This is a genomic window from Sphingobacterium sp. UBA6320 (genome assembly GCF_002440335.1).
GTDB lineage: Bacteria > Bacteroidota > Bacteroidia > Sphingobacteriales > Sphingobacteriaceae > Sphingobacterium.
In genome coordinates this window covers 38,346-63,647 of the sequence record NZ_DJTA01000013.1, presented here as the reverse complement: position 1 = coordinate 63,647, position 25,302 = coordinate 38,346, and the positions used below count along the sequence as shown (strand labels likewise).

The following is a 25,302-nucleotide window of genomic DNA, read 5'->3' as shown; positions in this document are numbered from 1 at the left end:
CTAAAAAAGGAACAGATACAGCTTTGAAAAAAAATGTTTAATAAAAAAATTAGAAATATCGCAGCTCTATTATGTGCTTTAATCTTTTTCGTAAAGATGAGCATATCGATAACGCCTATATTTTCTTCTTTATTAGATCAAAACACAATTCTTCAAATTGTGCTCCAATTAGAAATTGAAAACAACAATGGTGCACACAGTGATAGTAATGAATCTGGTTCAAAGTTTTTTAATGCTAAAACGGAAGAATCCTATTTCTTAGCCATCATTACTGATAATCATGGGAATCAAAAGCATTACTTGAAAAATGAAAAAAGTATTCGCGCATTCCACCCTTCTGTTCCTACGCCGCCTCCTAACTGTTAATTTTCCCTTTCTGTGCCTTCGTGCATGAAATAAACTTTAATCACGTCTGATTAGAGCAAAATATTGTAAAATATCAGGTAAAATTTTAGACAAAAACTAATGTTTGGAACTCGTATGTCTGCTTTTCTAAAACTATCGAAAAGAGACTTAAAATATGATGTACCCGCTAGTGTTGTGGTGTTTTTAGTAGCACTCCCACTATGTTTGGGCATTGCAATGGCCTCTGGTGCGCCATTGTTTGCAGGATTGTTAACAGGAGTGATTGGCGGTGTCGTCGTCTCTTCTATCAGTAAATCACCTTTGAGCGTCAGTGGCCCTGCAGCTGGTCTTACGGTCATTGTTTTGGGCGCTATTCAGAGCCTAGGTGCCTATGAAACTTTTTTATTAGCTGTAGTTATTGCAGGTGTTATCCAATTGATTCTTGGAGTCGTTAAAGCCGGCATGATAGGAAATTATTTCCCTTCTTCTGTTATCGTCGGAATGCTTGCTGCAATTGGGATCACCATCATATTGAAGCAAATTCCGTTGGCACTTGGTATGATGGAAACTCATGCTTTTGAGCTTGATAATGGCCATGGAATCGGCGCATTTACAGACACATTGATGTCTTCAATTGGCCCCGGTGCTTTGATAATTTGTATACTTTCATTGATTGTCTTAATCTATTGGTCTAAAATTCCAAAGCTAAACAAGATCCCAGCTCCATTAATTGTAGTTGCTCTTGGAATAGGCTTATCGTTTGCTTTTAATGGTACACGTTTTCAATTAGCAGAGTCACAATTTGTACTTGTACCTATTGTCAATTCCTTTGCTGAATTCACAGGGCTATTTACACTTCCAGATTTCACGCAAATCATCAATAAAGAGGTCTGGATAGTCGCTTTCACCATTGCAATTATTGCCAGTTTAGAGACTCTATTAAGTATCGAGGCGGTTGATAAAATTGATCCATTCAAAAGAAATACACCCACTAATCGTGAACTTATCGCTCAGGGTGTCGGCAATATAACAAGTGGTTTATTGGGAGGTTTACCAATGACGTCAGTTATTGTACGCTCATCAGCCAATGTGAACGCTGGCGGAAGAACTAGACAATCGGCATTACTTCATGGTATTTGGTTACTATTAGCAATTCTAATCATCCCTAATGTTTTAAACTTTATTCCATTATCCTGTCTAGCGGCTATTTTATTGCAAACTGGATTTAAATTAGCCAAACCCGCTTTATTTACTTCCATGTATAAAAAAGGACTTGATCAATTCATTCCTTTCTTTGCAACAATTGTAGCCATTGTATTGACAGACTTACTCATGGGTGTGGGTATTGGACTTGTGGTAGCTACTTTTTATATTTTAAAAGCGAATATGCAAAATGCTTTTAAATTTGATATTGTAAAACAAGATGACTACGATAAAGCTGTCATCACGTTGGCAGAGGAGGTATCTTTTTTAAATAAAGCACCTATACAGCAAAAGCTTTATAGCTTACCTAAATCTGTTGGTTTGATTGTTATCAATGGTACAGCAAGTAAATTCATTGATAAGGATGTCATTGAGGTCATTAAAGATTTTCAACAAAATGCATTGACCAAAGGAAAGCGTATTGAACTGACAGATGTTGAATACAAGAAAAAATAATAAAATAAAAACAATTAATTAACGAGATTTGTATCCTATCAGGGATAAAACATGCAGCTCAATTACATATGAACTGTATTAATATATATATAAAATGGAAAAAGATTTAGAATTAGGATTTAAAAAAATTTTAGACGGAAATCGTGAATGGATGGACTTTGTTAAGAATGATACATCAGGTCGTTTTCAACAATTAGCAAAAGGTCAAAATCCAGAAATTTTATGGATTGGTTGTGCAGATAGTCGTGTGCCAGCAAATGAAATCACAGGTACTAAACCTGGAGAAGTATTTGTACACCGTAATATTGCAAACATGTGTGTGCATTCAGACATGAGTATGCTATCTGTACTGGATTATGCGGTCAATGTTTTAAAAGTAAAACAAATCATAATCGCTGGTCACTATGGATGTGGTGGTGTTGCTGCATCATTGAGTCGTAATCAATTTGGTATTATTGATAACTGGTTGTGCCATATCAAAGATGTATATCGTTTACATGCGGCTGAAATAGACGCTATAGAGGACCATGAGAAAAAAGTAGACAGATTAATTGAGCTAAATGTACAAGAGCAGGTATTCAATTTGTGTACAACTTCCATTATCCAAAATGCTTGGAAAGATAGAAATGATCTGGCTGTACATGGAATGGTCATTAATATCGGTACCGGAGCATTGACAGATCTTAATTGTACTTTTACTAGTAATGAAGATCTTGGAGATGTATTTTCTTATAGATAGGATATAAAAGGGTCGGGCAACCGACCCTTTTACTATTTAAAGAATTCATTTTCCTTCCTTATACTGTTAGTACTATTACACTCTTTATTACAGTATTTTTTCTCTTAAAACAACTTACTTTAAAATGTAAGAACTACTACGGATAATTCGAAGTAATACTTAACTTTGTATTATGATAAACGAGGAGAAATCATTAAATTTTATTGAAGAAATTATCGAAGAGGATCTTCGTAATGGGGCACATGATGGACGTGTATTAACACGTTTCCCTCCCGAGCCAAACGGCTATCTTCACATCGGTCATGCTAAATCTATTTGCTTAAACTTTGGTTTAGGTCAGAAATACAATGGCAAGACTAACTTACGTTTTGACGACACTAACCCTGTTACAGAGGATACAGAATACGTTGAAAGCATTAAAAACGACATTCAATGGCTTGGCTTTAGCTGGGCACAGGAATTATATACTTCGGATTATTTTGATACTTTATATCAATATGCTGTAGACTTAATCAAAAAAGATCTGGCGTATGTAGATGATAGTACTGCCGAAGAAATTGCGGCAGCAAAAGGTACACCAACTGAGCCTGGAGTTCCTACCCCGAATCGTAGTCGTAGTATTGAAGAGAACTTGGTTCTTTTTCAAGAAATGAAAGATGGTAAATACCAAGATGGTGAAAAAGTATTGCGTGCTAAAATAGATCTTGCAAATCCAAATATGCACTTACGTGATCCTTTATTATACCGCATCAAGCATGCACATCACCACCGCACTGGTAACAAATGGTGCATCTATCCTATGTATGATTTTGCTCACGGACAATCAGATTCCATTGAAAAAATCACACATTCCATTTGTACACTGGAATTTATTCCACACCGTGCGCTATATGATTGGTGTATTGAAAAACTAGAGATTTACCCTTCTAAACAATATGAATTTGCTCGCCTTAACATGACTTATACTGTGATGAGTAAGCGTAAGCTACTGCAATTGGTCAATGATAAATTTGTCGAAAGTTGGGACGATCCGCGTATGCCGACAATTTCTGGTCTGCGTAGAAGAGGTTATACACCGGCGAGTATTCGTGCATTCTGTGATAAAATCGGTGTCGCTAAACGCGAAAACATGATTGATGTAAGTTTGTTAGAATTCTGTATTCGTGAGGATTTGAATAAAACAGCATGGAGAAGAATGGCTGTCTTGGATCCTATTAAATTAGTGATTACTAATCTCCCGACCGACCATATAGAAGAGTTACATGGTGAAAATAACCCTGAGGTTGAAGGTGGCGAAGGTTCACGTATGATCCCTTTTTCAAATGAATTATGGATCGAACGTGATGACTTTATGGAAGATGCTCCAAAGAAATTTTTCCGTTTAGGCCCTGGTCTATCTGTACGTTTAAAAAATGCCTATATCGTAACCTGCCATGACTTCGTCAAAGACGCAAATGGTCAAGTAATTGAGGTTCATTGTACCTATGTCCCTAATTCAAAATCTGGAGAAGATACTTCCGGGATGAAGGTAAAAGGTACCATTCACTGGGTTTCTGTTCCACATGCTAAGGAAACTGAAATTAGATTATATGATCGTTTATTTAACGATGAAAACCCTGCTGCATCTGAAAATTTTAAAGAATCGATTAATCCCGATAGTTTAAAAATTAGCAAAGCATATATAGAACCTGATTTGTTAAATGCGATACCGGGAAAAGGATATCAATTCATCCGATTGGGATATTTCACTTTAGATACCTCTTCGTCACCAGATCATTTGGTCTTCAACCGTACAGTTGGGCTAAAAGATTCTTGGGCCAAAGAAGTGAAAAAAGGTCAATAATAACAATAAAAAGGGAGGCAATAGCTTCCCTTTTTTTACGTCATCCTCTTCAAAAAAAATAGAATCACTGATGATAAATATCGATAGTTTACTCGATCTAGAAAGTAATTACCTTCATAACTACTCTTGATTTTTGTCACATATTTAAAGCTGCGACCTCTTTATATTTGAATAATCACAATTAACACATTCAAATATGAAAAAGTTATTATTTGCAACTGCTGTATGTTTATTATTCGGATTAGGAATAAGTCAGGCACAAGAAACTAAAGACTTTGATAGATGGCAGATACGTCTTAGAGGTGTAGGAGTTGTCCCTATCGAAAATGCTGATGTATCCACGATCGACGGAAATGTTTCTATTTCAAGTCAGTTTATTCCTGAACTGGATTTCACTTACTTTTTTAACAAAAACATCGCGGCAGAATTGATTCTAGGAACCACGAAACACAAAGTATCCACTACAAATTCGGATTTATCGGCTATTGGTGGTAGCACGAATAATAATATTGACTTGGGGAGTGTTTGGTTGTTGCCACCAACTTTAACTGTTCAATATCATTTCTATCCTAGTCCATCTATTAAACCATATGTCGGTGTTGGGGCTAACTATACTATATTTTACAATGAAGATGCTGGAAATATAGTTAAAAACGTAAAATATGATAATGCCTTTGGGTTAGCAACTCAGTTGGGTGTTGACATTAACATTTCGAAAAATTTCTTTGTAAATCTTGATGTGAAACACATCTTTCTGAAAACAGATGTCAATGTGGATGCAAGTAACCTTGCAACTGGATTAAATATTCCTGCAAAGGTGAGCATAAATCCCTTTCTTCTAGGTTTTGGTCTAGGGGTAAGATTTTAGAAAGAGTCGACAGACCTTGTAAAGAAATGTTTACCTTATATTTTAAAACGAAAAGAGACCAGTACTTTGATATAATTACTGGTCTCATTCATTGTATGAATCAATCTCTTAGATAGATCATTTTATATTTTCTGCTCAGATCAGCAACATAAGCATACCGATCTTTTTCTTTCGTATTTGCGAGTATCCGTTCATACCGATCAACAGAGTCAAGAGCAATTTTTATATTTTGAACTTCTAGTCCTGTTTCGGGTTTATCTGTAGCCAATTGTTGATAATAATCCATATGTTCTGTTAAAAATTTGAGATTACGATCAACAAGTTGATTAGCAAATTTACTTTCTCCAGTTTTATAAAGAGTATCAATAACATCTACATAACTTGTCACATCAGCCATACTGTATAGACGCTGTGGTAGTTCATTAAATGCTTTTACAGCAACTTGTCTTGCTTGTTCTGTTTTACCCTGTGCAAACAAAGTTCTTGCTGCTTTTCCAAAGATTTCTTCTGCATACATACCTGCAAATCTGAAGGAATCTGTATCAATATAAGTTGCTTGGTTTATATTGCCCCAAGCATATTTTTCAACAATATTTTTGTATAATTTATCTATATTTATTAGGGATTCCCCTTCTGAAAGTTTTGCATCAATAGGCATCAGACGTTTGGCAAATCCCTCATCGACCATGTATTTGTCCAATCCCATGAGGTTTTCACTAGGCACCATGCTTGAAAAATAAATTGGTCTTTGCCAATTGTTATTGGCAAGAACTGACATCAGCCCTAGGTCTGCCCGTGTTACATAATCATTTCCAAAAGTCCACTCCAATTGATTTGATATTTCATTTTCCCATTCCTGCGGCACTACTCGATTTTTGATTACCTCAGATTTATTGACAGCAAGTCTAAGTTGTTTTGTGGGCAAGAAGTTTTCATATTGTCCATCTCTCATTTGTAGTTTATGATCATTACTGTCGGATAGTAAGAAATCTAACAATAATTTAATATCTGTAGATCCTACTAAATTCAGGTCATGATAAGGCAAAGATTCTCGAATACCTTTTGCCACCTTTTCATTTGGAATGGTTATCGGTAATCCGGCAGCTTGATAAGTTGCATTTTTCACCTGCCGAAAGTACCAATCAGAAGTCAAATAACTAATGACCACTATCCTGACATCTCGACGTACACCCTCTACTTCTTGCAAATACCATAATGGAAAAGTATCATGATCACCATAAGTAAATAAAATTGCATTGGGAGCACAAGTTTCTAAATAATTTTTTGCAACATCCCTTGCTAAGGATTTTTCAGATCGATTATGATCATCCCAATTTTGATTAATAAGTATTAATGGCGCAGCAAATAGACACAGTGATGTTGCAAACAGGGCTGTATTTCTTTCGTTTGCATATTTTTTTAATAGTTCTGAAATAGCAAATACCCCTAAACCAATCCAAATGGCAAAGGCATAAAATGATCCTGCATAAGCATAATCCCGTTCACGTGGTTGTAATGGAGATTGATTTAAATATATAACAATAGCCAAACCTGTAAAAACAAATAATAGTCCCACGACAATCGCATCCTTCTTATTCCTCTTAAAATGCCAAAATGCACCAGCGAGTCCTATCAATAAAGGAAGAAAAAAGTAAGTATTTCTAGTTGGATTATGAATCATTTCATCAGACAATTTGGATTGCCCTCCAAGATGTAGATTGTCAATAGCTCTAATACCTGATAACCAATTTCCTTCTGTTAATGAACCATTTCCTTGTTGGTCATTTTGCCGACCAACAAAATTCCATAGAAAATATCGCGCATACATATGTCCAATCTGATAATTAAAAAAGAATTTTAAATTATCAGCAAAATTGGCTTTTCGGCCTTCTTCAATTCCTAAATAGCCTTTATAAAAATATTGATGATAGGGTTTCTGACTATAAATCCTTGGAAATATGGTTTCTCGATCAAATTGATAACTGGACGACCTTTTTATTGCGGCATATTGATGACTGTCTTTTCTATAATCAACACGTTCATTGACTCCAGTTGGATTTGCATCAAAATATGGACCTTTTATCAATGGTTCTGATTCGTACTGTTCTCGACTTAAATAACCTAAGAAAGAAAAAACATTTTTAGGGTCATTATTGTTTAGGGAAGGATTGGCATTCGCTCGAATCAGAACCATGGTAAAGGAACTGTATCCCAAAAGAATAAAGCAGGTTGCTAGTAATGCCGTATTTAACACAACTTTCCCCTTTCTTATGGAGTAATAGATACCATAAATTAATGTTGATAGAATCAACGCTACAAAAACCAATATCCCTGACCCAAATGCCAGCCCGAGGGTGTTGACAAAAAATAAATCAAATTTGGCGGCATACTTAATGAGATACTGAATCACGCCCCAAAGAATTAATGCCAGTACTCCGAGTCCAATTATCATTGCTTTACTGATTCCCCATAAAGTTGTCCGGTCTGTTTTCTTGAAATAGATGATAAGAGCTATAGCTGGAATCACCAATAAGTTCAATAAATGAACCCCAATTGATAGTCCGATGATATAAGCGATAACGATAAGCCATCGATCTGCTTGTGGTTTATTTGCGCGAGCTTCCCACTTTAATATCGCCCAAAATACTACTGCAGTACACAAGGAGGACATCGCGTAGACCTCTGATTCTACTGCTGAATACCAAAATGTATCGGAGAAACTATAGGCTAAGGCACCGACAAGACCTGCTCCCATAATTTTAATAACTTGATTTTTATGAATTGGTTTATCATCAGAATGACTGATCTTTTTTCCTAACGCTGTAATGGTCCAAAATAAAAATAATACTGTCAAACCACTGCATACAGCAGATCCGATATTCATCCAAAAGGCAATCTGAGCCACATTACCTAATGCAAAATTTGAAAAGATATTCTGTACCATCAGAAACAATGGTGCTCCTGGCTGATGAACAATCTGGAGTTTATAAGCTGAAGCAATAAACTCACCGGTGTCCCACCAGCTTGTTGTCCGCTCAGCCGTAATAATAAAAACTACTGTTGCTATGATGGCACATAGCCAGCCTAACATATTGTTCACTTTCTGATAGCTCATGAATGATCCAGGTTTAATTGATGATATATAATCAATTAAATATAATGAAAGAAGATTTCAATTGAACTAGATTAACTTTTTTTAACAAAAAAATACAGCCTATAAAAAAAGCCCGCTACATTTACGTGGCAGGCTGATCGTTAAATAGGTTGATTTAGAATAACTTTTCTACAATACTTTTTGTCGGTCCGGGATTACTCATGGTGTAAAAATGTAAAACGGGAGCCCCGAAATCGATTAATTCTTTACACTGCTGTACTAGCCATTCTTCTCCCACTTGTCTTACATCAGCATTACTTTTACATGCGGAGACCGCTTCACTCAATTCTTCGGGAATATCCAAATGGAAAATCTTAGGTAGGGTAATCAATTGCTTTTTAGTTGTCAACGGTTTCAATCCGGGTATTATAGGAACATGAATACCATTTTCTCTACATTTTGTAACAAACTCTTTGTATTTTTCTACATTAAAAAACATTTGGGTCACGATAAATTCTGCTCCCATTTCTACTTTCTTTTTTAACCATTTGAAATCTGTATTGAAGTTTGGCGCTTCAAAATGTTTCTCTGGATAACCCGCTACACCAATACAAAAGTTTGTTTTTTCAGATATAGCAATATCTTCATGGAGATATTGTCCCTGATTCATATCAACCACCTGTTGCAATAAATCCGTTGCAAATGCATGTCCACCATCTGTTGGAATAAAATCAGAATCACCTTTTCGTGCATCTCCCCTTAGTACCAGCACATTATCAATACCTAAGAAATTTAGATCAATTAATGCATTCTCCGTTTCTTCTTTCGTAAATCCTCCACATATAAGATGAGGAACAGCATCCACTTTATACTTATTCATAATAGCGGCACAGATAGCAACTGTTCCTGGACGTTTACGATAAGCCACACGCTCTAATAAACCGCTTTCGTGTTTCTTATACATATAGTCTTCTCTATGATAAGTCACATCGATAAAGGGAGGCTTGAATTCCATTAGTGCATCCATTGTTTTAAAAATACTCTGGATACCTTGCCCCTTGGCTGGAGGCAACAATTCAAAAGAAAACAAAGTTTTTCCTTTGGCATTACTGATATGATCAACGATTTTCATTAATTTTTTTTAAATATGATTTTGGTTGGCTTACATCGAAATGCACAAGTAAACTTGTTTCAACTTATCTTTCCCATCTCTGAGTTGGGGTAGAATGTAGCACCTTATAAAATAACAGGTTGCTAAGGCTTCATTGGGTCTAGTCCCTCTGCCTTTCTCTATAAGCATCGGCTAATATCGGTAATAGAAATTTATAATCAAAATAATATTAGAAACTTGCTCAAAAAATTATACGCTTATAGCGCTATAAAAACAAGATCAGATAAAATAAATAAGCCACTACACATCTTTGTGTAGTGGCTTATATTTCTTCATGTTCGATAGTGAAGATGTTAAATTTCTTTATACAACTCAACTAAGCCTTCGGGCAAATCAACCTCCAATACTTGATCTTCTGAATCAATACCGAGCATTAAATCATCATTTAATGGGAACATAAGCTCCTTGCCATTGAAATCAACGGTGGCTATAAATTGTTGTGGCATTTCTTGCACATGTGTAATTTCTCCAAGTTCTCCATGTACCTCATCAATCACTAGATACCCAATTAAATCCGTATATCTGAAATCATCAGGATCACGTTCAGGCATTTTATCATTAGGCAGATATACCTTCTTACGGACTAAGGGCTGTGCTTTATCGATATGATCTACATCTTCCAAATTCAAATAAGCGGTACTATTGGTTTGGTATTTAATATTAGCAACAAAATAAGGAACTAATTTTTTATTGACTTCAACAAATAAGACATCAAAATCTAGATCTTGATAATCTTCAAATTCGAAAAAAAGCTGCAGCTCTCCTTTTAATCCTCGTGTTTTACTAATATAACCGATGTAAAAACTTTCTTCTATGGTCATGTTCTAATTTGAAAGGGCAAATTTAAAAATATAAATACAAAATTGCAGTACTACTTTGGAAATAGGAGTTATTTTCTTTTTAAAAAAAAAGCCGGATCATGTCGAACCGGCTTTCTTGATACTGTATGAAAGAAAAATTATCCTTCAGTTTCTTCTGCAGCAGGAGCTTCAGTTTCTTCTGCAGGAGTTTCCTCTGCAACTGGAGCATTTTTAGCAGCAATAGCAGCAGCTTTTTCTTCTTTTTTCTTAGCTTCAGCAGCTAATGCAATTTTCTTAGTTTCAGCTTTTGTATTAGCTAAACCGTCTTTCTTACCAGCGATTCTTGCATCATTAGCTTCAGTCCAAGCAACAAATTTAGCATCAGCAGCAGCCTCATCAAATGCACCTTTTTTAACACCGCCTAATAAGTGTTTTTTGTATAAAACACCTTTATCCGAAAGGATAGTACGAGCTGTGTCAGTAGGTTGAGCACCTTTATTCATCCAATCCAAAGCTTTTTCAAAATCCAAAACGATAGTCGCTGGATTTGTGTTCGGGTTGTAAGAACCAATACGGTCGATGAATTTACCATCACGTGGAGCACGTGCATCTGCTACTACTAAGTGGTAAAAAGGACGTCCTTTTTTACCATGTCTTTGCAATCTGATTTTAGTTGCCATGTTTTCTTGTTATTTATGTATTCAACATATCCCCCGTACTTCATGTAAGAGGGGACGCAAAGATACAAAGGATTTATGAAAGTAAAAAGCTAAATATAAGAGTCAACTTCCAAGTAATAAGAAAGATGCTACCTTAGCATCCATTCTGAACCGTAGAATGATTTAAAAATCATCCGTTTTAAAGAATATAATCTGGCTTCATAACAGAAAAATAATGGAATTTAATTCGAGAAATTTATTTGTAATTTTACGTCTATTGTTAAATAATAGACATACATACAGTTTTGTCTATTCAAATTAATAAGCGTATTTTCATCCTTCCAAATCAAATTGAATTCATGTCATTAATAGCTCCATTAAAAATATTAAAAGCCTCTGCAGGTTCTGGTAAAACGTTCAGCTTAACTGTACATTACCTAACGCTATTACTTTCAAAAGAAAACAGTTATCGAGAAATATTAGCTGTCACTTTTACAAATAAAGCAACGGCTGAGATGAAAGAAAGAATTTTATCCGTATTGAAGGGTTTGGCTTTGGGTGATCAAAGTAGAAAAATACAGGATTATAGAAGTTTATTGTTGACACAATTTTCACAATGGAATACAAGCTTCATTCAAGAAAAGGCGTACCGGGTCTATCGCAAGATTTTACATGATTATAGTCACTTTACCATTAGTACTATTGATGGATTTTCTCAAAAAGTTATTCGAAGTTTTACATATGAGCTCAATTTGGATGCAGCATATAAAATAGAAATGAATACCAGTAGGGTGCGACAAGAGCTTACTGTCATGTTAAACCAACTTTTGGATAAGCGTCCGGATCTACTGGAATGGATCATTGAATTTGCCGAAAAAAAGATATCAAATAATGAAAATTGGAACTACCGTAGAGAATTAACTAACTTGGCAAATGAAATCTTTTCAGAAAACTTCAAAGAATTTGACAAACATCTTTTATCACAAAATTCGGATAAAGTATTTAATACCTTAAATAAGGAAATAGAAAATTTTACTCAAGTATTCTTAGAAGCCCTAAACGAAGAGATCAAAAGTTTTACAACCACATTTAAATCCTTAAACATTGATCCTGCGGAGTTAAAGGGAAAAAGCAGAAATCCTATTTATTCGTTATCCAATGCAACGATCAATGTGTTCAAACAAAGTACGTCTAAACTCCAGGAGATTATTACTAAATATGTTGATTTAATGGATAAGGAGGATGCTTTTTTAAACGGTAAGAAAGAAATCAATTACGCTTTGAAGCAAGCCTTATTCCCACTTCTAAAAAACTTTAAAATATTACAAGATAAATTCAGTACTTATATCACTTACGAAGCATTCCAAAAAAATTTTTACTATCTCCGTCTTATGAAAGAGATGAGTGACTTATTGGCACAATGGCGTAAGGAAAACAATGCTCAATTAATTTCAGATGCTCAAATTCAATTGAATAAACTGGGATTAGATCAACATGGAGATCCTACTTTTATTTGGGAAAAAATCGGAAACCGTTACCAATATTTTCTTTTTGATGAGTTTCAAGATACTTCACGTATCCAGTGGAAAAATTATAGCCCATTATTAATCAACGCACTTGGAAATGCTTCTGGAAATATTTCAGAGCATTTAATTGTTGGAGATGTCAAACAAAGTATCTACCGTTGGAGAAATGGTGATTGGCGCATCTTACTGGAACAAGCAGAAAAACAAGTCGCCCAAGCCTTTCATATTTCAAATGAAGAAGACCTAAAAGAATTGATAGAAAATGGCTCCTTGGATGTCAACTATAGAAGTCTGCCCAATATTATCCATTTTAACAACTATTTATTTGAGACTATCCCAAGTCATATTCAAAAACTATTAAACGAGCATATTGCAGCTGATCTTAGCGATGAAGGACAATCTTGGTGGAATGAAATGGGTTATAACCATATGATTATAAAAGCTTACGAAGGCGCTTCACAACAAGTACCAAAGTCCAAACTCCAAGATAAGTTACAACAAGGTTCTATTACTGTCAAATATCTGGAAGTAGAAAACAATGTAAGAAGAAGCTCACAGGTGGAGGAACTTGCTGTGAGCTCCTTATGTCAACAAATTGAAGAGTGGATTACATCGGGCAGATATCGCGCAAATCAGATTGGAATTCTTGTACGATCAAATAAGCAGGCAAGATTGATCATCCACGAACTGATGAATTATAGAAATGAAAAACAGCTACAATTTGAAGTTATATCTGGAGATGCACTTGCATTAGAGGCAAATGAGGGGATACAATTACTGATTGAAACACTTAAGGCTTTTGTATTCAATAGTGATAAACATGTATTATATAAAGCAAAACTCACACATCTTTATCATATTATTCAAAAAGGGAAAAGTTTTAGTGCAGATGTCTGGTTAAAATTTAAAGAAAATGATGTTCATAGTTTGCAAGGAGAGCTACCAAAAGAACTGCTGGAAAACTGGGAGCACTGGCAGAAACTTCCTTTGGTCCATCTGGTTGAAAAGTTGATAGAAGCTTACGGATTGACTTCTTTACATAATGCCCATCTGCCTTATATATTGGCCTTTAAAGATATGATTGCTAATTTTTCGGCAAATGGAGAGCGCGGGATTAATCAATTTTTGATCTTTTGGGAAGAAGATGGTATAAAATCGGTATTACCCTCTTCTGGTAAAGTAGATGCTATTGAAGTGACCACAGTACACAAATCAAAGGGATTAGCTTATGATGTGGTTATGATTCCATTTTGCAATTGGACTTTAGATGGCATGGTCAATGGCAACTTCTGGATAGATACCGAAGGAACAGCTCTTGAAGCCATAGGGAAAGCACCGATTAAGTATACTTCTTCTCTAGGACAATCTACCCTATATCAGAAGTACTATGAAGAGATGGTTTTTAATTATATGGATGCACTCAATACGTTCTATGTTGCAACCACTCGAGCAATAGAACATCTTTATATATCCGCACCTGCTTTTAAACAGCTCATCGACAAAAAAACAGGAGAAATTATAGGCGTGGACGTAAAGAATGATTTAATCAGTGATATCGTCTATCAAGTATTGGATAATCATAGAGGAGACTTTACTTTAGTAAATAATGAAATAAACATCGATCATATCATAGCTCGACAAAAAAGTGATCAGGTTGAAATAGGAAAAATCGCTCTGGAACACTATCCCGTTTCAAAAGAATTGGATAAGGCTTTTGATAAATCCTCACAACGTACCATTAACAGCATCTTATTACTTGACAAAGCCTCGCAATACGGTGTCATGGCGCATGAAATCATGTCCATTGTAACTACACAAGAGGAAATTGAAACCATCATTAATCAATATATTTCAGAAGGCATATTTACACCGGCTGAGAAATCTGCAATTCTTCATGAGGTCAATCAAATATGGCAACACCAACAAATCAATATGTGGCTGACTGGTGATTTTAAAATTTGGAATGAATCGGCCATCATCACTGCTAAAGGTGAAACCTTACGCCCCGACAAAGTATTTACTAGCGAAAAAGAGACGATTGTACTCGACTTTAAATTTACCCAAAGTGAAGCGATGTCCCATCAAAAGCAGGTGAAGCAATATGTCAGAACACTGGAGGAATTAGGCTATAAGAATGTAAAAGGATTCTTATTTTATGCCAAGTCAAATGATTTAGTAGAGGTTTTATTACATGCAAAAAATTAGAAAATGAATCCATTTTTAAAAGACGTCGCTATCGATTTAAAGAATCGTTTCGGAGCGGATCTACACGAAACTGCTATTATATTTAACAACAAAAGGCCGATCACTTATCTTAAACAACATCTAGCTGAAGTGTATGGACAAGCAATTTGGTCACCACAATTTTTCACAATACAAGAATTTTTCCGTTTGTCAACCCATTTGGCAGAAGCAACTCCTATTGCACAGTTTTTCATTCTTTATCATTTGCATAACGACCTATTATCCAAGGAAGGTCATGAAGCCGAGACTTTAGAAGAATTTTATCCGATCGCAGAAACTATATTAGGTGACTTCTCACAAATTGACTATGATTTAGTTGATATTGATGAAATCTTTATGGAATTGTTTGACAATACACAGATTGATTTGCAATTTCAACATTTTACTTCAGAACAACAGGACTTTATACGTCAATTTTGGCAATCTTTCTCCATCGCAGGACACTCTGCAGTACAAGAAAGGTTTTTAAAACTATGGCGACGCCTTCCGGTCTTATATCGCGCTTTTAAAGAACAATTAAAAGCGAAGAGAATGACAAATATGCCAACAATCTATCGGGATATTGTGGATGGGAAAGCAAAAAATCAAGAATTCCATAAAAATTATAAAACGATCATATTTGTTGGATTCAATGCTCTGAGCAAAACAGAAGCTACTCTATTTAAAAAATGGCAAGATGAGGGATTAGCGCTCTTCTACTTTGATGCAGATGCCTATTATCTAGATGATCAACAACAGGAAGCGGGTCTATTCATCCGTCGGAATATTTATCAAACCGGTTTGATAAATGCCTTAGGCGATAGCTCCAATGTAATTGGTACTCGTCAATCCGAAGTTCATCTATATTCAGCAACGGGTAATGTATCCCAGACAAAACTACTACATGATATCTTAGAAAATAATGAAAAGGATGGTAAATCTTCGGCCATTCTTCTTGCTGACGAATCATTATTGGTTTCTTTATTACAAAGTCTGCCTGATGTAAAACCAAACATTACAACAGGTTTTCCCTTAACGCAATCGCCCATCTATGGCATTATTGAATTGTGGATGGAAGTCCAACACTTGATCACCCATCAGAAAAAAACAAAGATACCTTATACACTTATTGAAACATTCGTTAATCATCCATTGACTAACATTTCAAAAGAGGAAAAACAATCCATTCAAAAATTAATTTCTGATAAACAGCTCTTTGAAGTGGAAGTTAAAGAACTTGTATTCAAAAGTTCAAGTTTGGTACATTTTTTCCACCCGATTATCCGAATCGAAGAAACTATTGCTATACTCATTCATATCGTTGACAATTTACTTGCTAATCTTGCTCAAGAAGACCGTATAAAACAAATTGACAGCAACTTGTTGATCGAGGTAAGAAAGACATTAAACCAGCTCAATCTTGGCTTAGAATCGCTTCAACCGCTGAGCTTACCTTTTCAATTGGGACTGATCAGTAAAGCAATTGCCAATATCAATTCGGCTATTGAAGGAAACCCGCTCGAAGGGTTACAGATCATGGGTCTATTAGAGAGCCGCTGTCTTAATTTTGACCATGTATATGTCTTAGGTGCCAATGAGGGCATATTACCCAAAACCTCAAGCTCCCCAACATTTATTCCTAATTCATTAAGACAAGCTTACGGATTGCCAATTCTAGAAAATCAGGATGCTCTGTCTGCTTACTTATTTTATCGTCACTTTCAATACAGTGAAGGCATTCATCTTCTTTATAACGGCATTGTTAGTGAAAGCTCCTCTGGTGAAGAAAGTCGTTTTATCAAGCAGTTGGAGTTTGAAAGTAATTTCAAATTTTTAAAACATAATCAACAGCAGAATATTACGTTTTTACCAGATCTAGAAGAGTTGACAGTGGAAAAGAGAGGTGCAATATGGGATAAATTATACGTTGATTTTATCGAAAAGAAAAAGAAGATTTCTGCAACAGCACTCACAACTTACTTACAATCTCCATTACAGTTCTTTTTGAAATACGTAGCAGAAATCAAAGAACCTCCCAGTATTACACAAGAATTTGAAATGAATAATTTGGGTACTGTTATACACAATGTGATGGAAAAAGTCTACCTGCCATTTAAAGGTGCTGAGCAGTTTGTACCCATACAGGAATTAGAGAAATCATTAATCACAATTGATGATTTGATAGTTTCTGAAATTATCGAATTGTATCAACTGGAAGGAACAGGTTTAAACTCATTAAACAGCCTTCAGCGTATTATGCATAAAATTGCTTCCGAATATGTGAGGCTACTTATTCAACATGATGTCGATCATTTTATCGGTATCAAAATTATAGAATTAGAGAACGATAAAGATTATGTGATGAATTTTCCAATTGAAGTACAGGGAAAAGAAGAACAGGTCTGCATATATGGCATAATTGACCGTGTAGATGAGGTTCTTTTAAAAGATAAAACGGTCAAAGTTCGAATCGTTGATTATAAAACAGGAGCTGATGAAGTAAATTTTAAAGGATTGGATAAAGTATTCATCAAGAATACAGAAAACAAGGCACTTGTTCAAACCTTATTTTACACCTATGTCTATGAACAGGTTACTGGTCGAGTCGGTATTGAACCAAATCTATATGTTGCGCGAAAGATGAGAGAAGAAGGAACTTTATTTTATGCGAAATCCGAAATCTTAGAGTCCATATATTTAGATGAAGTAAAAAAAGAATTTATAGCATTTTTGAAAACCATTTTAGAGGAAATATTCAATCCAGAAATTCCTTTCAAACATGACCCGAATGCAAAAATATACGACTCTGATCCCTACATCCTATTTTACAAAAATGCGATCAACGAAGAAAATGAAGAATAACATATGAAAAGCTCCATCTGTTAAAACAGACGGAGCTTTTCTATATCTACTAAAATTGATATTATTTTATTTTTCTAATGGCTCGCTGTGCTCTTTTTTTAGCCATCTCAATCTTATAATCTAGCCATTTCTTTTTAAATATTTTACGCATCGCATCATCAAAGTAACGAGTTATAAATAAATTACGTGCACCTTTCAATTTTTCAGAGAACGTATTTGCCAGCGCTCGAACAGAAATGGAGTATCCTTCTGTATCATATTGAATATAATGCCACCATCCAGCTGGCATATAAAGTGTATCACCTGGATTAATTACAGCTTCATAACCTTCAATATATTTCAATCCTGGATATTCTTCTTCAGTACTTTTTTTAGGATTGGCAATACTATGAAAGTTATAGGGCAATTTATATAATAAGTCAGATTGATCATTTGGGAATAACCAAATTCGCTTAGAGCCTTGAAATTGTGATATAAATACATGGGACATGTCAATATCAAAGTGATTACGAGTTGATGACCCCTCACCTCCAAAAAACAAGTAGGGAAGCCATTGTATCACTTTACCACCGGTAACGTCATTGTAGGTAACATCCTTTTTAAGTTCTGGCCTTATTTTAAGAAGATTAAAAAGGAATAAACGCAACTCAGTCGGCTCTGCACTTATTTTATCAAGGTATTCTGCTAAAGTCATTTTTCCAACGGGAGGACTCGCTGCATGATTTTGAGAATCTTCTTCACGTCCATATACATCTACTTGCTCTTGACCCGCAATTTTCTTGAAATAATCGTAACTCCATTTATTCCAACATGCACTCTCCTTACTTATAAAGTCTTTAATAATTACAGGCTGACCTTTTTTTAAGTAATCTTTCACAAATTCTTTTGGAGTTATTCCTGAGATACTATCAACTGGTTTTAATTTCACAAGCTATCTGTTTTTACAACTACTACAAACTTAAAAAAAATATTTCTACTTAAACTTATGCCGCGATTAAAAACAATCACTATCGCTAAAGTACTAATTTAGCACATAAGTTAGTAGAAATATTCTAAATAACTAAATGACACATGTCATTATATCGTATTTTATATTTTATTTATGGTGATCCAAAATAATATTTATGCTACAGCAACGACTGTTCAGTCCCTTTTAAGCCTATTTATTAACCTATCTTACCGTATCTAAAAATCCTTCTTTCCTACAGCGTTTTACATCCATCTAGATGAAACAGACCAGAGAATTATTCTGACGATCAATCGCGTAAGGAATAATTCAGATGTAGAGATTTTTACTTATTTACCATCTTTACATACTCCTCGACAGCCATTGTCATACTTGGGGCTTTGGGTGTCGGTGCAGGAATATCTAAAACTAATCCATGTTCTAATAATGCTTGTTGCGTACTTGCTCCAAATGCAGCAATTCTCGTCTTGTTTTGCTTAAAATCGGGAAAATTCTCATAAAGAGATTGTACACTAGAAGGGCTAAAGAAAACGATGATATCATAGAATACATCTTTCAAATCAGATAAGTCACTCACTACTGTTTTAAATAAAACTGCAGGTGTAAACTTATAACCATTAATCTTTAACCAATTACTTGTTTCTTCATTAGCAACATCCGAACAAGGGAATAAAAAGTTTTCATCTTTATGTTTCTTCAGTACATCTTCCAGATCTTTAGCCGTTTGTTTACCAAAGAAAATTTTACGCTTGCGATATTGAATATACTTTTGAAGATACAATGCTATCGTCTCAGAAATACAGAAATATTTCAATTCTGAGGATACTTCAAATCGCATTTCTTCGCAGACTCTAAAGAAATGATCTACAGCATTTCTGCTTGTAAAAATAACAGCCGTAAAATCAGCAAGATTTACTTTATCTTTTCGAACATCACGAGCTGGAACACCCTCTACGTGGATGAAACCTCTAAAATCAAGTTTTAAATTATACTTCAGTGCTAATGCAGCATATGGTGACTTATCATTTTCAGGCTTTGGCAAGGTTACCAATATACTTTTTACCTTTTTTGCTCTTTCTACGTCGGAAGTTTGCATATTATCATTTAATTAGCTTAGTAGTCGTACCAATATTAAAATAGGTGCTATTTCTAGGCAGCAAAGATACAAAATTAAATAAAAAACTGAAAACTGCTGTTGAGATACCACATTCAGAGCTGTCCGTAAAAAGCGATATGAAAACAATAAAATACCTACAATTACAGTGAAACTAAAGATATAAGACAGATAACTGAGTGGGACAAGACTTACGACAAGTACAATCGGCAGTAAAAATAACAATGAATTAAAGTAAATTAAATATAAGATTGTAACATATTCTTTCACCAAACGCTGTATTTCAAAAACAAATGCGATAAATCGAATAAACCCTATTTTCAAAGCAAATATAATTGCAATTATCGCTGAAACTTTTAAATAATTGGTAAATGACAGGAAATCAAACCGCTGTAAGATATAAGCATAAAATATACAGACAAAAAGACTAAGGGCTAAAGAGAAAAGAAGATATAAAAAAATAAAAGGCCAAGATGTGAGAATGGTATCTTCCTTACTGACCTGTACAATTATACGTTCGTTAAAATAGGCGGAAACTATTAATTTGACATCTGAAGAAAAGAAAAAACGAACAATAGCAAATGCCAAGAAGAGAAATAAACTGGTAAATAGCACCCATCTTTTACGCTCATATTTTAAAACTCCAACATGCACTTTATCCTTACCCTGAAGGTCACTTGTTATAAAATACTGTGTTACAGCATAAGAATTCAAATTATGAAGCACAATCTCATCTCCAACAATGTCCAATATGCGATAAGGTTTAGCAACAGAAAGATGAAGCAATTCTTGCCCTTTTGGAACCATAACTTGAGCTAATGTATCTTGTACTGCCGTTGAATCAGTCGAAAGCACAGCCATTGAATCGGTCAGCTCCTGTCCTTTTGCCTGTTGAACAAACAACATAAAAAAGAAAAAAATAAACTGAATAACGTAGCTTAACCTCACCTGCATTGATTTGAAATTCTTAAGAGTTGTAAAGTTAGGATAAAATTTGGCTTAGAAAAAAAACATTACAAATGCTTTTCTTAACTTCATCAAAAAATTAAACGATAGCCAATGTCAACAACGAGATGTTTATGGTGCGGGAATGATCCGCTTTATATGGAATACCATGATTTAGAATGGGGTAAACAAGTCAAAGATGATAAAACTCTTTTTGAATTCTTGATTCTAGAATCTGCTCAGGCTGGACTTAGCTGGATTACTATTTTAAAAAGAAGAGAGCAATACAAAGAAGCATTTGCCGACTTTGATGTACAAGCAGTTTCAAAATTCACATCAGAAAAAGTGGAAGATATCTTGACAAATTCTGGAGTCATTCGCCATAGAAGAAAAATTGAAACTTCTATAACGAATGCTCAGATTTTTATCAAGATACAGGAGGAATTTGGTAGCTTTTACCAATATCTTTATAGTTTTATGCCTAATCAGGAGCCTATAGAGCATAGTATTGCCACACAAAAAGATGTAGCGATTACATCTGCAGAATCTGATTTAATTTCTAAAGATCTAAAAAAAAGAGGTATCAAATTTTTCGGATCAACCATTTGTTACGCCTATATGCAAGCTGTAGGAATGGTCAATGATCACCTTAATTCTTGTTCATTTAGGAATTAAGCAGGAACGTTTTTATAAATATCTGGAATATTACGTCCGAGGCCGTTATAATCCATACCGTAACCGACGACAAATTCCTTCTCAATTTCAAAACCTACATACTGAATGTTTTCAAAATCGTATTGTAAACATTCAGGTTTTAATAATAAAGTGCACACAACAACGCTAGCGGGCAACATTTTCTCAATAGCTGCGATTGTATATTTTAAAGAGTTCCCCGAGTCAACAATATCTTCGACAATAATAACATCTCTTCCTTTAAGATCTATACCTAATCCGATGAGTTCATGCATATCACCCTGATTGGTTCCATGGTAAGACGACAGCTTTACAAAAGACATTTCACATGGAATTACAACCTGCTTTAGTAAATCGCTCATAAACATGAAACAACCATTTAATACTCCAATAAATACCGGATTTTTATTCTCATAACGATGATTAATATCAACGCCGATCAAACGTATCCGTTTCTGAATTTGATTGTCATCAATCATCAATTCAAAATGTAACTGATCTATCTTTATCTGCTTCATTTATTTTTCTTCTTTATTTCGCCCTATCAATTTATCAAAAATAGAGCGTTTGTGCGCATCAGTTGTCTCGTCCAAGTCTAAAAAACTGTCTTCCCCTACTCCTATATCTAACGAGTCAGCTTGCAATGAGTCTACAAAAGCAGGTCTTGCAGAACGCAGATGTGGCACTAACTGTACTTGATAAAAACCATAATTTGACATTGTGGAATCTACGCTAATCTGCTTCGTCTTGACCATGATATGACCATAGGTATTAAAATAGCGAAGAATATTTGACTTCAGATGTCCTGTCCAATCAAAGGAATATATCCCGGTCTTAGGTCTAGGAACAATACTTGATAAAAAGATACTTTCTCCTAAATTTAAATCTGCGGGTTTCTTACCAAAGTAATAGCGCGCAGCCTCCGTAATACCATAAACATTATTACCCCACTCAATTACATTCAGATACACTTCATAAAGTCTCTTTTTGCTCACTTGTTTGGATGATTCCATCAACCAGACTAATATAATTTCTTCTACTTTACGTACAACGGTTTTATTACGATTTAAAAAAACATTCTTCACCAGTTGCATCGAGATTGTGCTTGCTCCTCGCTTAAATTTTTTTTCTTTCAAATTTGTTGCTATAGATAGACGAAATGCTTCTTCTTGAAAACCATTGTGCGAAAAAAAGAAAGGATCCTCCGTATTGATTAATGATATTTGCATATACTTTGAAATCTGTCCCAACGGTGTAAAATCTTTGTTTTGAGGCCCCAATATAATTGTACGCATGGGTTCTCCCTTTTCATAAGCAGTATAAGTAAAAGCTGTATTTAATTCTTGGATATTAGCATTACCCCATTTTTCTACTTTTAGATCTTTGTCATCCATTTTTGAAGTAAAGACAACTTCATTTGGTTTTTTGAAATCCAACGCAAAATTTAGATCGTATTGCATGTGTCCAGAAACGTGTATTCCTTCTAATGAATGAAACAAACCCTGTGGAATCGCATCAAAAAATTTCTGAGCTTCAATACGATCAGTATGTATAGCAAGTGCCAATTGTTTACTGGGTTTATGGACATATTTTACATATGGATTGAACTCAAATTCTTTTACTTTAACTTTACTTTCCTTATCTACCTCCAGATAATTCTTCCCAATATTTAATGTACCACTCATCAACCCCTCAGGGAATAAAACATCTTTATCAGAAATTCTCCAATGATTCAGTTTTAAATTTTCAAAACCCCACTCACCTGATAAGGATAAAAGTTCTTTATTTTTACGATTGACCTTATTCAGACGAAAGGAAATGGCATCAAAACTTGCTTTTAACCCAAACTTACGCCTTAGTAAAGGTAGTTCGACATCTTTAGCATCTGAGAATAAACGGACATACAATTCTTTACCATCGGGATCTACAGTACCCTCTAAATTCCACACGGCTTCATGCTCATTTAGTAAAAATTTTGTTTTCAGATCTCCACCAGAAATTTCAGCTTCAGGAATTGAAATCCGTTGCGAAGTGCTATCATCCTGATATGAAAGTTCAAAATTTTGCATATCCATATTCTTTGGAATCTTAAAGAATATACTTTTCAACATACGATCTGCCAAATCTGCAAAATTAGTTTCGATTTTATCATTTGTCGTGCTATCCCTATTTTTTTTCTTAAACAGAAAATCATAATTACTCGTAGAGTCCTTTTTGATTAATGTAACAGCACTATTATTCATTATTATTTGACCTAACTTAACATCTCCAAATAATAAAGGAAATATACGAACAGAGACCGTCAGATCTTGTATATGGGCTAATTGTTCTTTTCCCTTAGGTTGTAAGATGATATTTTGGAATTGTACAGAAGATAGCCCCTTAAAAGAATAATATTGAATTTTGAGATCTAAATCATATTTAGTTGCAAGCTTTTCCTTTGCCTTGTTAATAGCAGACAGCAACAGGCCATCCCTTTTTTGGTATGCAAAAACACCTCCTGCAACTATAAATATAGAAATAACTCCCAGTACGATGTACAAGATTCGCATTTTTTTGGAGCGAAGAAGAGTCTTAAGATTATTGGACATATTATAAAAACGTATGACACTCGGGTTTGAATATCCAAATGTAAAAATTAAATCTTAATATCATTAAAAACATCTTTATGACAAGTTTTAATTTATCATTCAGTAAATTTGTGGTTTAATATACATGCATCCATATATCAGATGATAACCAAAGAACAAGTACTAGAAGCATTATCATATGTAGAGGAACCAGATTTGAAAAAAGATTTGGTTACACTCAATATGATTCAAAATATTGTAATTGAAGATCAAAAAGTATCTTTTGAAGTTGTTTTAACGACACCGGCATGCCCGCTTAAAGATCATATTGAACATGCCTGTCGAAATGCAATCGCACATTTTATTGACAAGAACATTGCAGTAGATGTTCATATGACATCACGCGTGCTGGGTAAAGAGGGAAATCAACTTTTAGGAATCAAAAACATCATACTCGTTTCTTCTGGAAAGGGTGGTGTGGGCAAATCTACTGTTGCAGCAAATCTTGCTTTATCATTACATGCTAAAGGGGCAAAGACTGGACTTTTAGATGCAGACATCTATGGGCCATCACTTCCTATTATGTTTGGGCTTGAGGGTGAAAAACCTCAGTCAGTGCAACATGAAGATGGCACTGTCAAAATACAGCCAATAGAAAAATTTGGAATCAAGTTATTATCTATTGGATTTTTTACGGATCCAAATCAACCTATTCCATGGAGAGGGCCTATGGCGACATCTGCTATCAAACAATTGTTAAATGATACAGACTGGGGAGATCTAGACTATTTAGTAATCGATATGCCCCCAGGCACAGGGGACATCCATATAACTGTTGCTCAAAACTATCCTATAGCAGGTGCGGTTATTGTAACTACACCACAACAGGTTGCTTTAGCAGATGCTATTAAGGGCATGGGTATGTTCTTGATGGATTCCATAAATATACCATTATTAGGTATTGTTGAAAATATGGCATATTTTACTCCTGCCGAATTACCTGAAAACAAATATTATATTTTTGGCAAAGGTGGTGGAATGCGATTGGCCGAAGAATACAAAATACCTTTCTTGGGTGAAATTCCATTATTAAAAGGAATATCTGATGCGGGTGATAATGGCTTTCCAACTGCCATAGATGCAGCAGATCCAACAACAAGGGCATTTATTACAATCGCTGAAAAAGTAGCGCAACAATTGTCTATCATACAAGCCGTAAGATAG

Annotated in this window: 18 protein-coding genes and 1 riboswitch; of the genes, 9 read left to right on the top strand and 9 right to left on the bottom strand. The window is 34.8% G+C overall.

The features are described from left to right. The first annotated feature begins 96 nt into the window (after nucleotides 1-96). From B3P23_RS07965 to B3P23_RS07945, 5 genes are all read left to right on the top strand, one after another. Nucleotides 97-366 (top strand): hypothetical protein, encoded by a 270-nt coding sequence (locus B3P23_RS07965; RefSeq protein WP_045755214.1) that lies wholly within the window; start codon nucleotides 97-99, stop codon nucleotides 364-366. 99 nt (nucleotides 367-465) lie between these two features. Beyond that, complete coding sequence (locus B3P23_RS07960; protein WP_045752418.1) at nucleotides 466-2,004, top strand: SulP family inorganic anion transporter; 1,539 nt, start codon at nucleotides 466-468, stop codon at nucleotides 2,002-2,004. Between the two features lie 94 nt (nucleotides 2,005-2,098). Next, nucleotides 2,099-2,743 carry a carbonic anhydrase gene (locus tag B3P23_RS07955; protein WP_045752419.1) on the top strand — a complete coding sequence of 215 codons (645 nt, stop codon included), beginning with the start codon at nucleotides 2,099-2,101 and terminating at the stop codon, nucleotides 2,741-2,743. Between the two features lie 172 nt (nucleotides 2,744-2,915). Then, a complete protein-coding gene (locus B3P23_RS07950; RefSeq protein ID WP_045752420.1) occupies nucleotides 2,916-4,586 on the top strand; it encodes a glutamine--tRNA ligase/YqeY domain fusion protein in 1,671 nt (556 codons plus the stop codon). A gap of 196 nt (nucleotides 4,587-4,782) precedes the next feature. After that, nucleotides 4,783-5,454, top strand: a complete 672-nt coding sequence (locus tag B3P23_RS07945) for an OmpW/AlkL family protein (RefSeq protein ID WP_293925309.1) — start codon at nucleotides 4,783-4,785, stop codon at nucleotides 5,452-5,454. A gap of 100 nt (nucleotides 5,455-5,554) precedes the next feature. On the opposite strand, the gene B3P23_RS07940 is transcribed toward B3P23_RS07945, so the two are convergent. From B3P23_RS07940 to B3P23_RS07925, 4 genes are all read right to left on the bottom strand, one after another. Next, a complete protein-coding gene (locus B3P23_RS07940) occupies nucleotides 5,555-8,569 on the bottom strand; it encodes a DUF2723 domain-containing protein (protein WP_293925308.1) in 3,015 nt (1,004 codons plus the stop codon). A 154-nt stretch (nucleotides 8,570-8,723) separates the two neighbouring features. Next, nucleotides 8,724-9,680, bottom strand: coding sequence for a methylenetetrahydrofolate reductase (locus B3P23_RS07935; protein WP_045752422.1), 957 nt, complete (start codon nucleotides 9,678-9,680; stop codon nucleotides 8,724-8,726). 61 nt (nucleotides 9,681-9,741) lie between these two features. Continuing rightward, nucleotides 9,742-9,847: riboswitch (SAM riboswitch) on the bottom strand. Nucleotides 9,848-10,012: 165 nt separating this feature from the next. Next, entirely contained in the window at nucleotides 10,013-10,540 is a 528-nt protein-coding gene (gene rimM / locus B3P23_RS07930; protein ID WP_094773201.1) for a ribosome maturation factor RimM, read from the bottom strand. A gap of 137 nt (nucleotides 10,541-10,677) precedes the next feature. After that, complete coding sequence (locus B3P23_RS07925; RefSeq protein ID WP_094773200.1) at nucleotides 10,678-11,199, bottom strand: 30S ribosomal protein S16; 522 nt, start codon at nucleotides 11,197-11,199, stop codon at nucleotides 10,678-10,680. A gap of 338 nt (nucleotides 11,200-11,537) precedes the next feature. Between B3P23_RS07925 and B3P23_RS07920 the strand changes: the two genes are divergently transcribed. Both B3P23_RS07920 and B3P23_RS07915 read left to right on the top strand, forming a co-directional pair. Next, on the top strand, nucleotides 11,538-14,909 hold the full coding sequence (locus tag B3P23_RS07920) for a UvrD-helicase domain-containing protein (protein ID WP_293925307.1): 3,372 nt from the start codon (nucleotides 11,538-11,540) through the stop codon (nucleotides 14,907-14,909). Nucleotides 14,910-14,912: 3 nt separating this feature from the next. Further along, nucleotides 14,913-17,789: a PD-(D/E)XK nuclease family protein gene (locus tag B3P23_RS07915; protein WP_052627497.1), complete on the top strand. Its 2,877-nt coding sequence runs from the start codon at nucleotides 14,913-14,915 to the stop codon at nucleotides 17,787-17,789. Between the two features lie 61 nt (nucleotides 17,790-17,850). On the opposite strand, the gene B3P23_RS07910 is transcribed toward B3P23_RS07915, so the two are convergent. The 3 genes from B3P23_RS07910 to B3P23_RS07900 form a co-directional block, all read right to left on the bottom strand. Continuing rightward, complete coding sequence (locus tag B3P23_RS07910; protein WP_094773197.1) at nucleotides 17,851-18,717, bottom strand: cupin-like domain-containing protein; 867 nt, start codon at nucleotides 18,715-18,717, stop codon at nucleotides 17,851-17,853. A 364-nt stretch (nucleotides 18,718-19,081) separates the two neighbouring features. Next, entirely contained in the window at nucleotides 19,082-19,852 is a 771-nt protein-coding gene (locus tag B3P23_RS07905; RefSeq protein ID WP_045752911.1) for a uroporphyrinogen-III synthase, read from the bottom strand. A gap of 12 nt (nucleotides 19,853-19,864) precedes the next feature. Continuing rightward, complete coding sequence (locus B3P23_RS07900; RefSeq protein WP_084405282.1) at nucleotides 19,865-20,824, bottom strand: DUF4271 domain-containing protein; 960 nt, start codon at nucleotides 20,822-20,824, stop codon at nucleotides 19,865-19,867. 105 nt (nucleotides 20,825-20,929) lie between these two features. Here B3P23_RS07900 and B3P23_RS07895 point away from each other — a divergent pair, with 105 nt between their 5' ends. Beyond that, nucleotides 20,930-21,490, top strand: coding sequence for a DNA-3-methyladenine glycosylase I (locus tag B3P23_RS07895; RefSeq protein ID WP_260948120.1), 561 nt, complete (start codon nucleotides 20,930-20,932; stop codon nucleotides 21,488-21,490). Here B3P23_RS07895 and hpt read toward each other — a convergent pair. Then, a complete protein-coding gene (hpt, locus tag B3P23_RS07890) occupies nucleotides 21,487-22,026 on the bottom strand; it encodes a hypoxanthine phosphoribosyltransferase (RefSeq protein ID WP_045752908.1) in 540 nt (179 codons plus the stop codon). The genes B3P23_RS07895 and hpt overlap by 4 nt on opposite strands. After that, the gene (locus B3P23_RS07885; protein ID WP_293925306.1) at nucleotides 22,027-24,060 is read right to left on the bottom strand and encodes a transglycosylase domain-containing protein; all 2,034 of its coding nucleotides are present in this window, start codon (nucleotides 24,058-24,060) and stop codon (nucleotides 22,027-22,029) included. A gap of 180 nt (nucleotides 24,061-24,240) precedes the next feature. Between B3P23_RS07885 and B3P23_RS07880 the strand changes: the two genes are divergently transcribed. Beyond that, a complete protein-coding gene (locus B3P23_RS07880) occupies nucleotides 24,241-25,302 on the top strand; it encodes an Mrp/NBP35 family ATP-binding protein (protein ID WP_293925305.1) in 1,062 nt (353 codons plus the stop codon).

Bases quoted from the DNA above. Each gene is read 5' to 3' on its own strand.
- B3P23_RS07965 (WP_045755214.1), top strand. From the start codon at position 97: ATGAGCATATCGATAACGCCTATATTTTCTTCTTTATTAGATCAAAAC.
- B3P23_RS07960 (WP_045752418.1), top strand. From the start codon at position 466: ATGTTTGGAACTCGTATGTCTGCTTTTCTAAAACTATCGAAAAGAGAC.
- B3P23_RS07955 (WP_045752419.1), top strand. From the start codon at position 2,099: ATGGAAAAAGATTTAGAATTAGGATTTAAAAAAATTTTAGACGGAAAT.
- B3P23_RS07950 (WP_045752420.1), top strand. From the start codon at position 2,916: ATGATAAACGAGGAGAAATCATTAAATTTTATTGAAGAAATTATCGAA.
- B3P23_RS07945 (WP_293925309.1), top strand. From the start codon at position 4,783: ATGAAAAAGTTATTATTTGCAACTGCTGTATGTTTATTATTCGGATTA.
- B3P23_RS07940 (WP_293925308.1), bottom strand. From the start codon at position 8,569: ATGAGCTATCAGAAAGTGAACAATATGTTAGGCTGGCTATGTGCCATC.
- B3P23_RS07935 (WP_045752422.1), bottom strand. From the start codon at position 9,680: ATGAAAATCGTTGATCATATCAGTAATGCCAAAGGAAAAACTTTGTTT.
- rimM (WP_094773201.1), bottom strand. From the start codon at position 10,540: ATGACCATAGAAGAAAGTTTTTACATCGGTTATATTAGTAAAACACGA.
- B3P23_RS07925 (WP_094773200.1), bottom strand. From the start codon at position 11,199: ATGGCAACTAAAATCAGATTGCAAAGACATGGTAAAAAAGGACGTCCT.
- B3P23_RS07920 (WP_293925307.1), top strand. From the start codon at position 11,538: ATGTCATTAATAGCTCCATTAAAAATATTAAAAGCCTCTGCAGGTTCT.
- B3P23_RS07915 (WP_052627497.1), top strand. From the start codon at position 14,913: ATGAATCCATTTTTAAAAGACGTCGCTATCGATTTAAAGAATCGTTTC.
- B3P23_RS07905 (WP_045752911.1), bottom strand. From the start codon at position 19,852: ATGCAAACTTCCGACGTAGAAAGAGCAAAAAAGGTAAAAAGTATATTG.
- B3P23_RS07900 (WP_084405282.1), bottom strand. From the start codon at position 20,824: ATGCAGGTGAGGTTAAGCTACGTTATTCAGTTTATTTTTTTCTTTTTT.
- B3P23_RS07895 (WP_260948120.1), top strand. From the start codon at position 20,930: ATGTCAACAACGAGATGTTTATGGTGCGGGAATGATCCGCTTTATATG.
- hpt (WP_045752908.1), bottom strand. From the start codon at position 22,026: ATGAAGCAGATAAAGATAGATCAGTTACATTTTGAATTGATGATTGAT.
- B3P23_RS07885 (WP_293925306.1), bottom strand. From the start codon at position 24,060: ATGCGAATCTTGTACATCGTACTGGGAGTTATTTCTATATTTATAGTT.
- B3P23_RS07880 (WP_293925305.1), top strand. From the start codon at position 24,241: ATGATAACCAAAGAACAAGTACTAGAAGCATTATCATATGTAGAGGAA.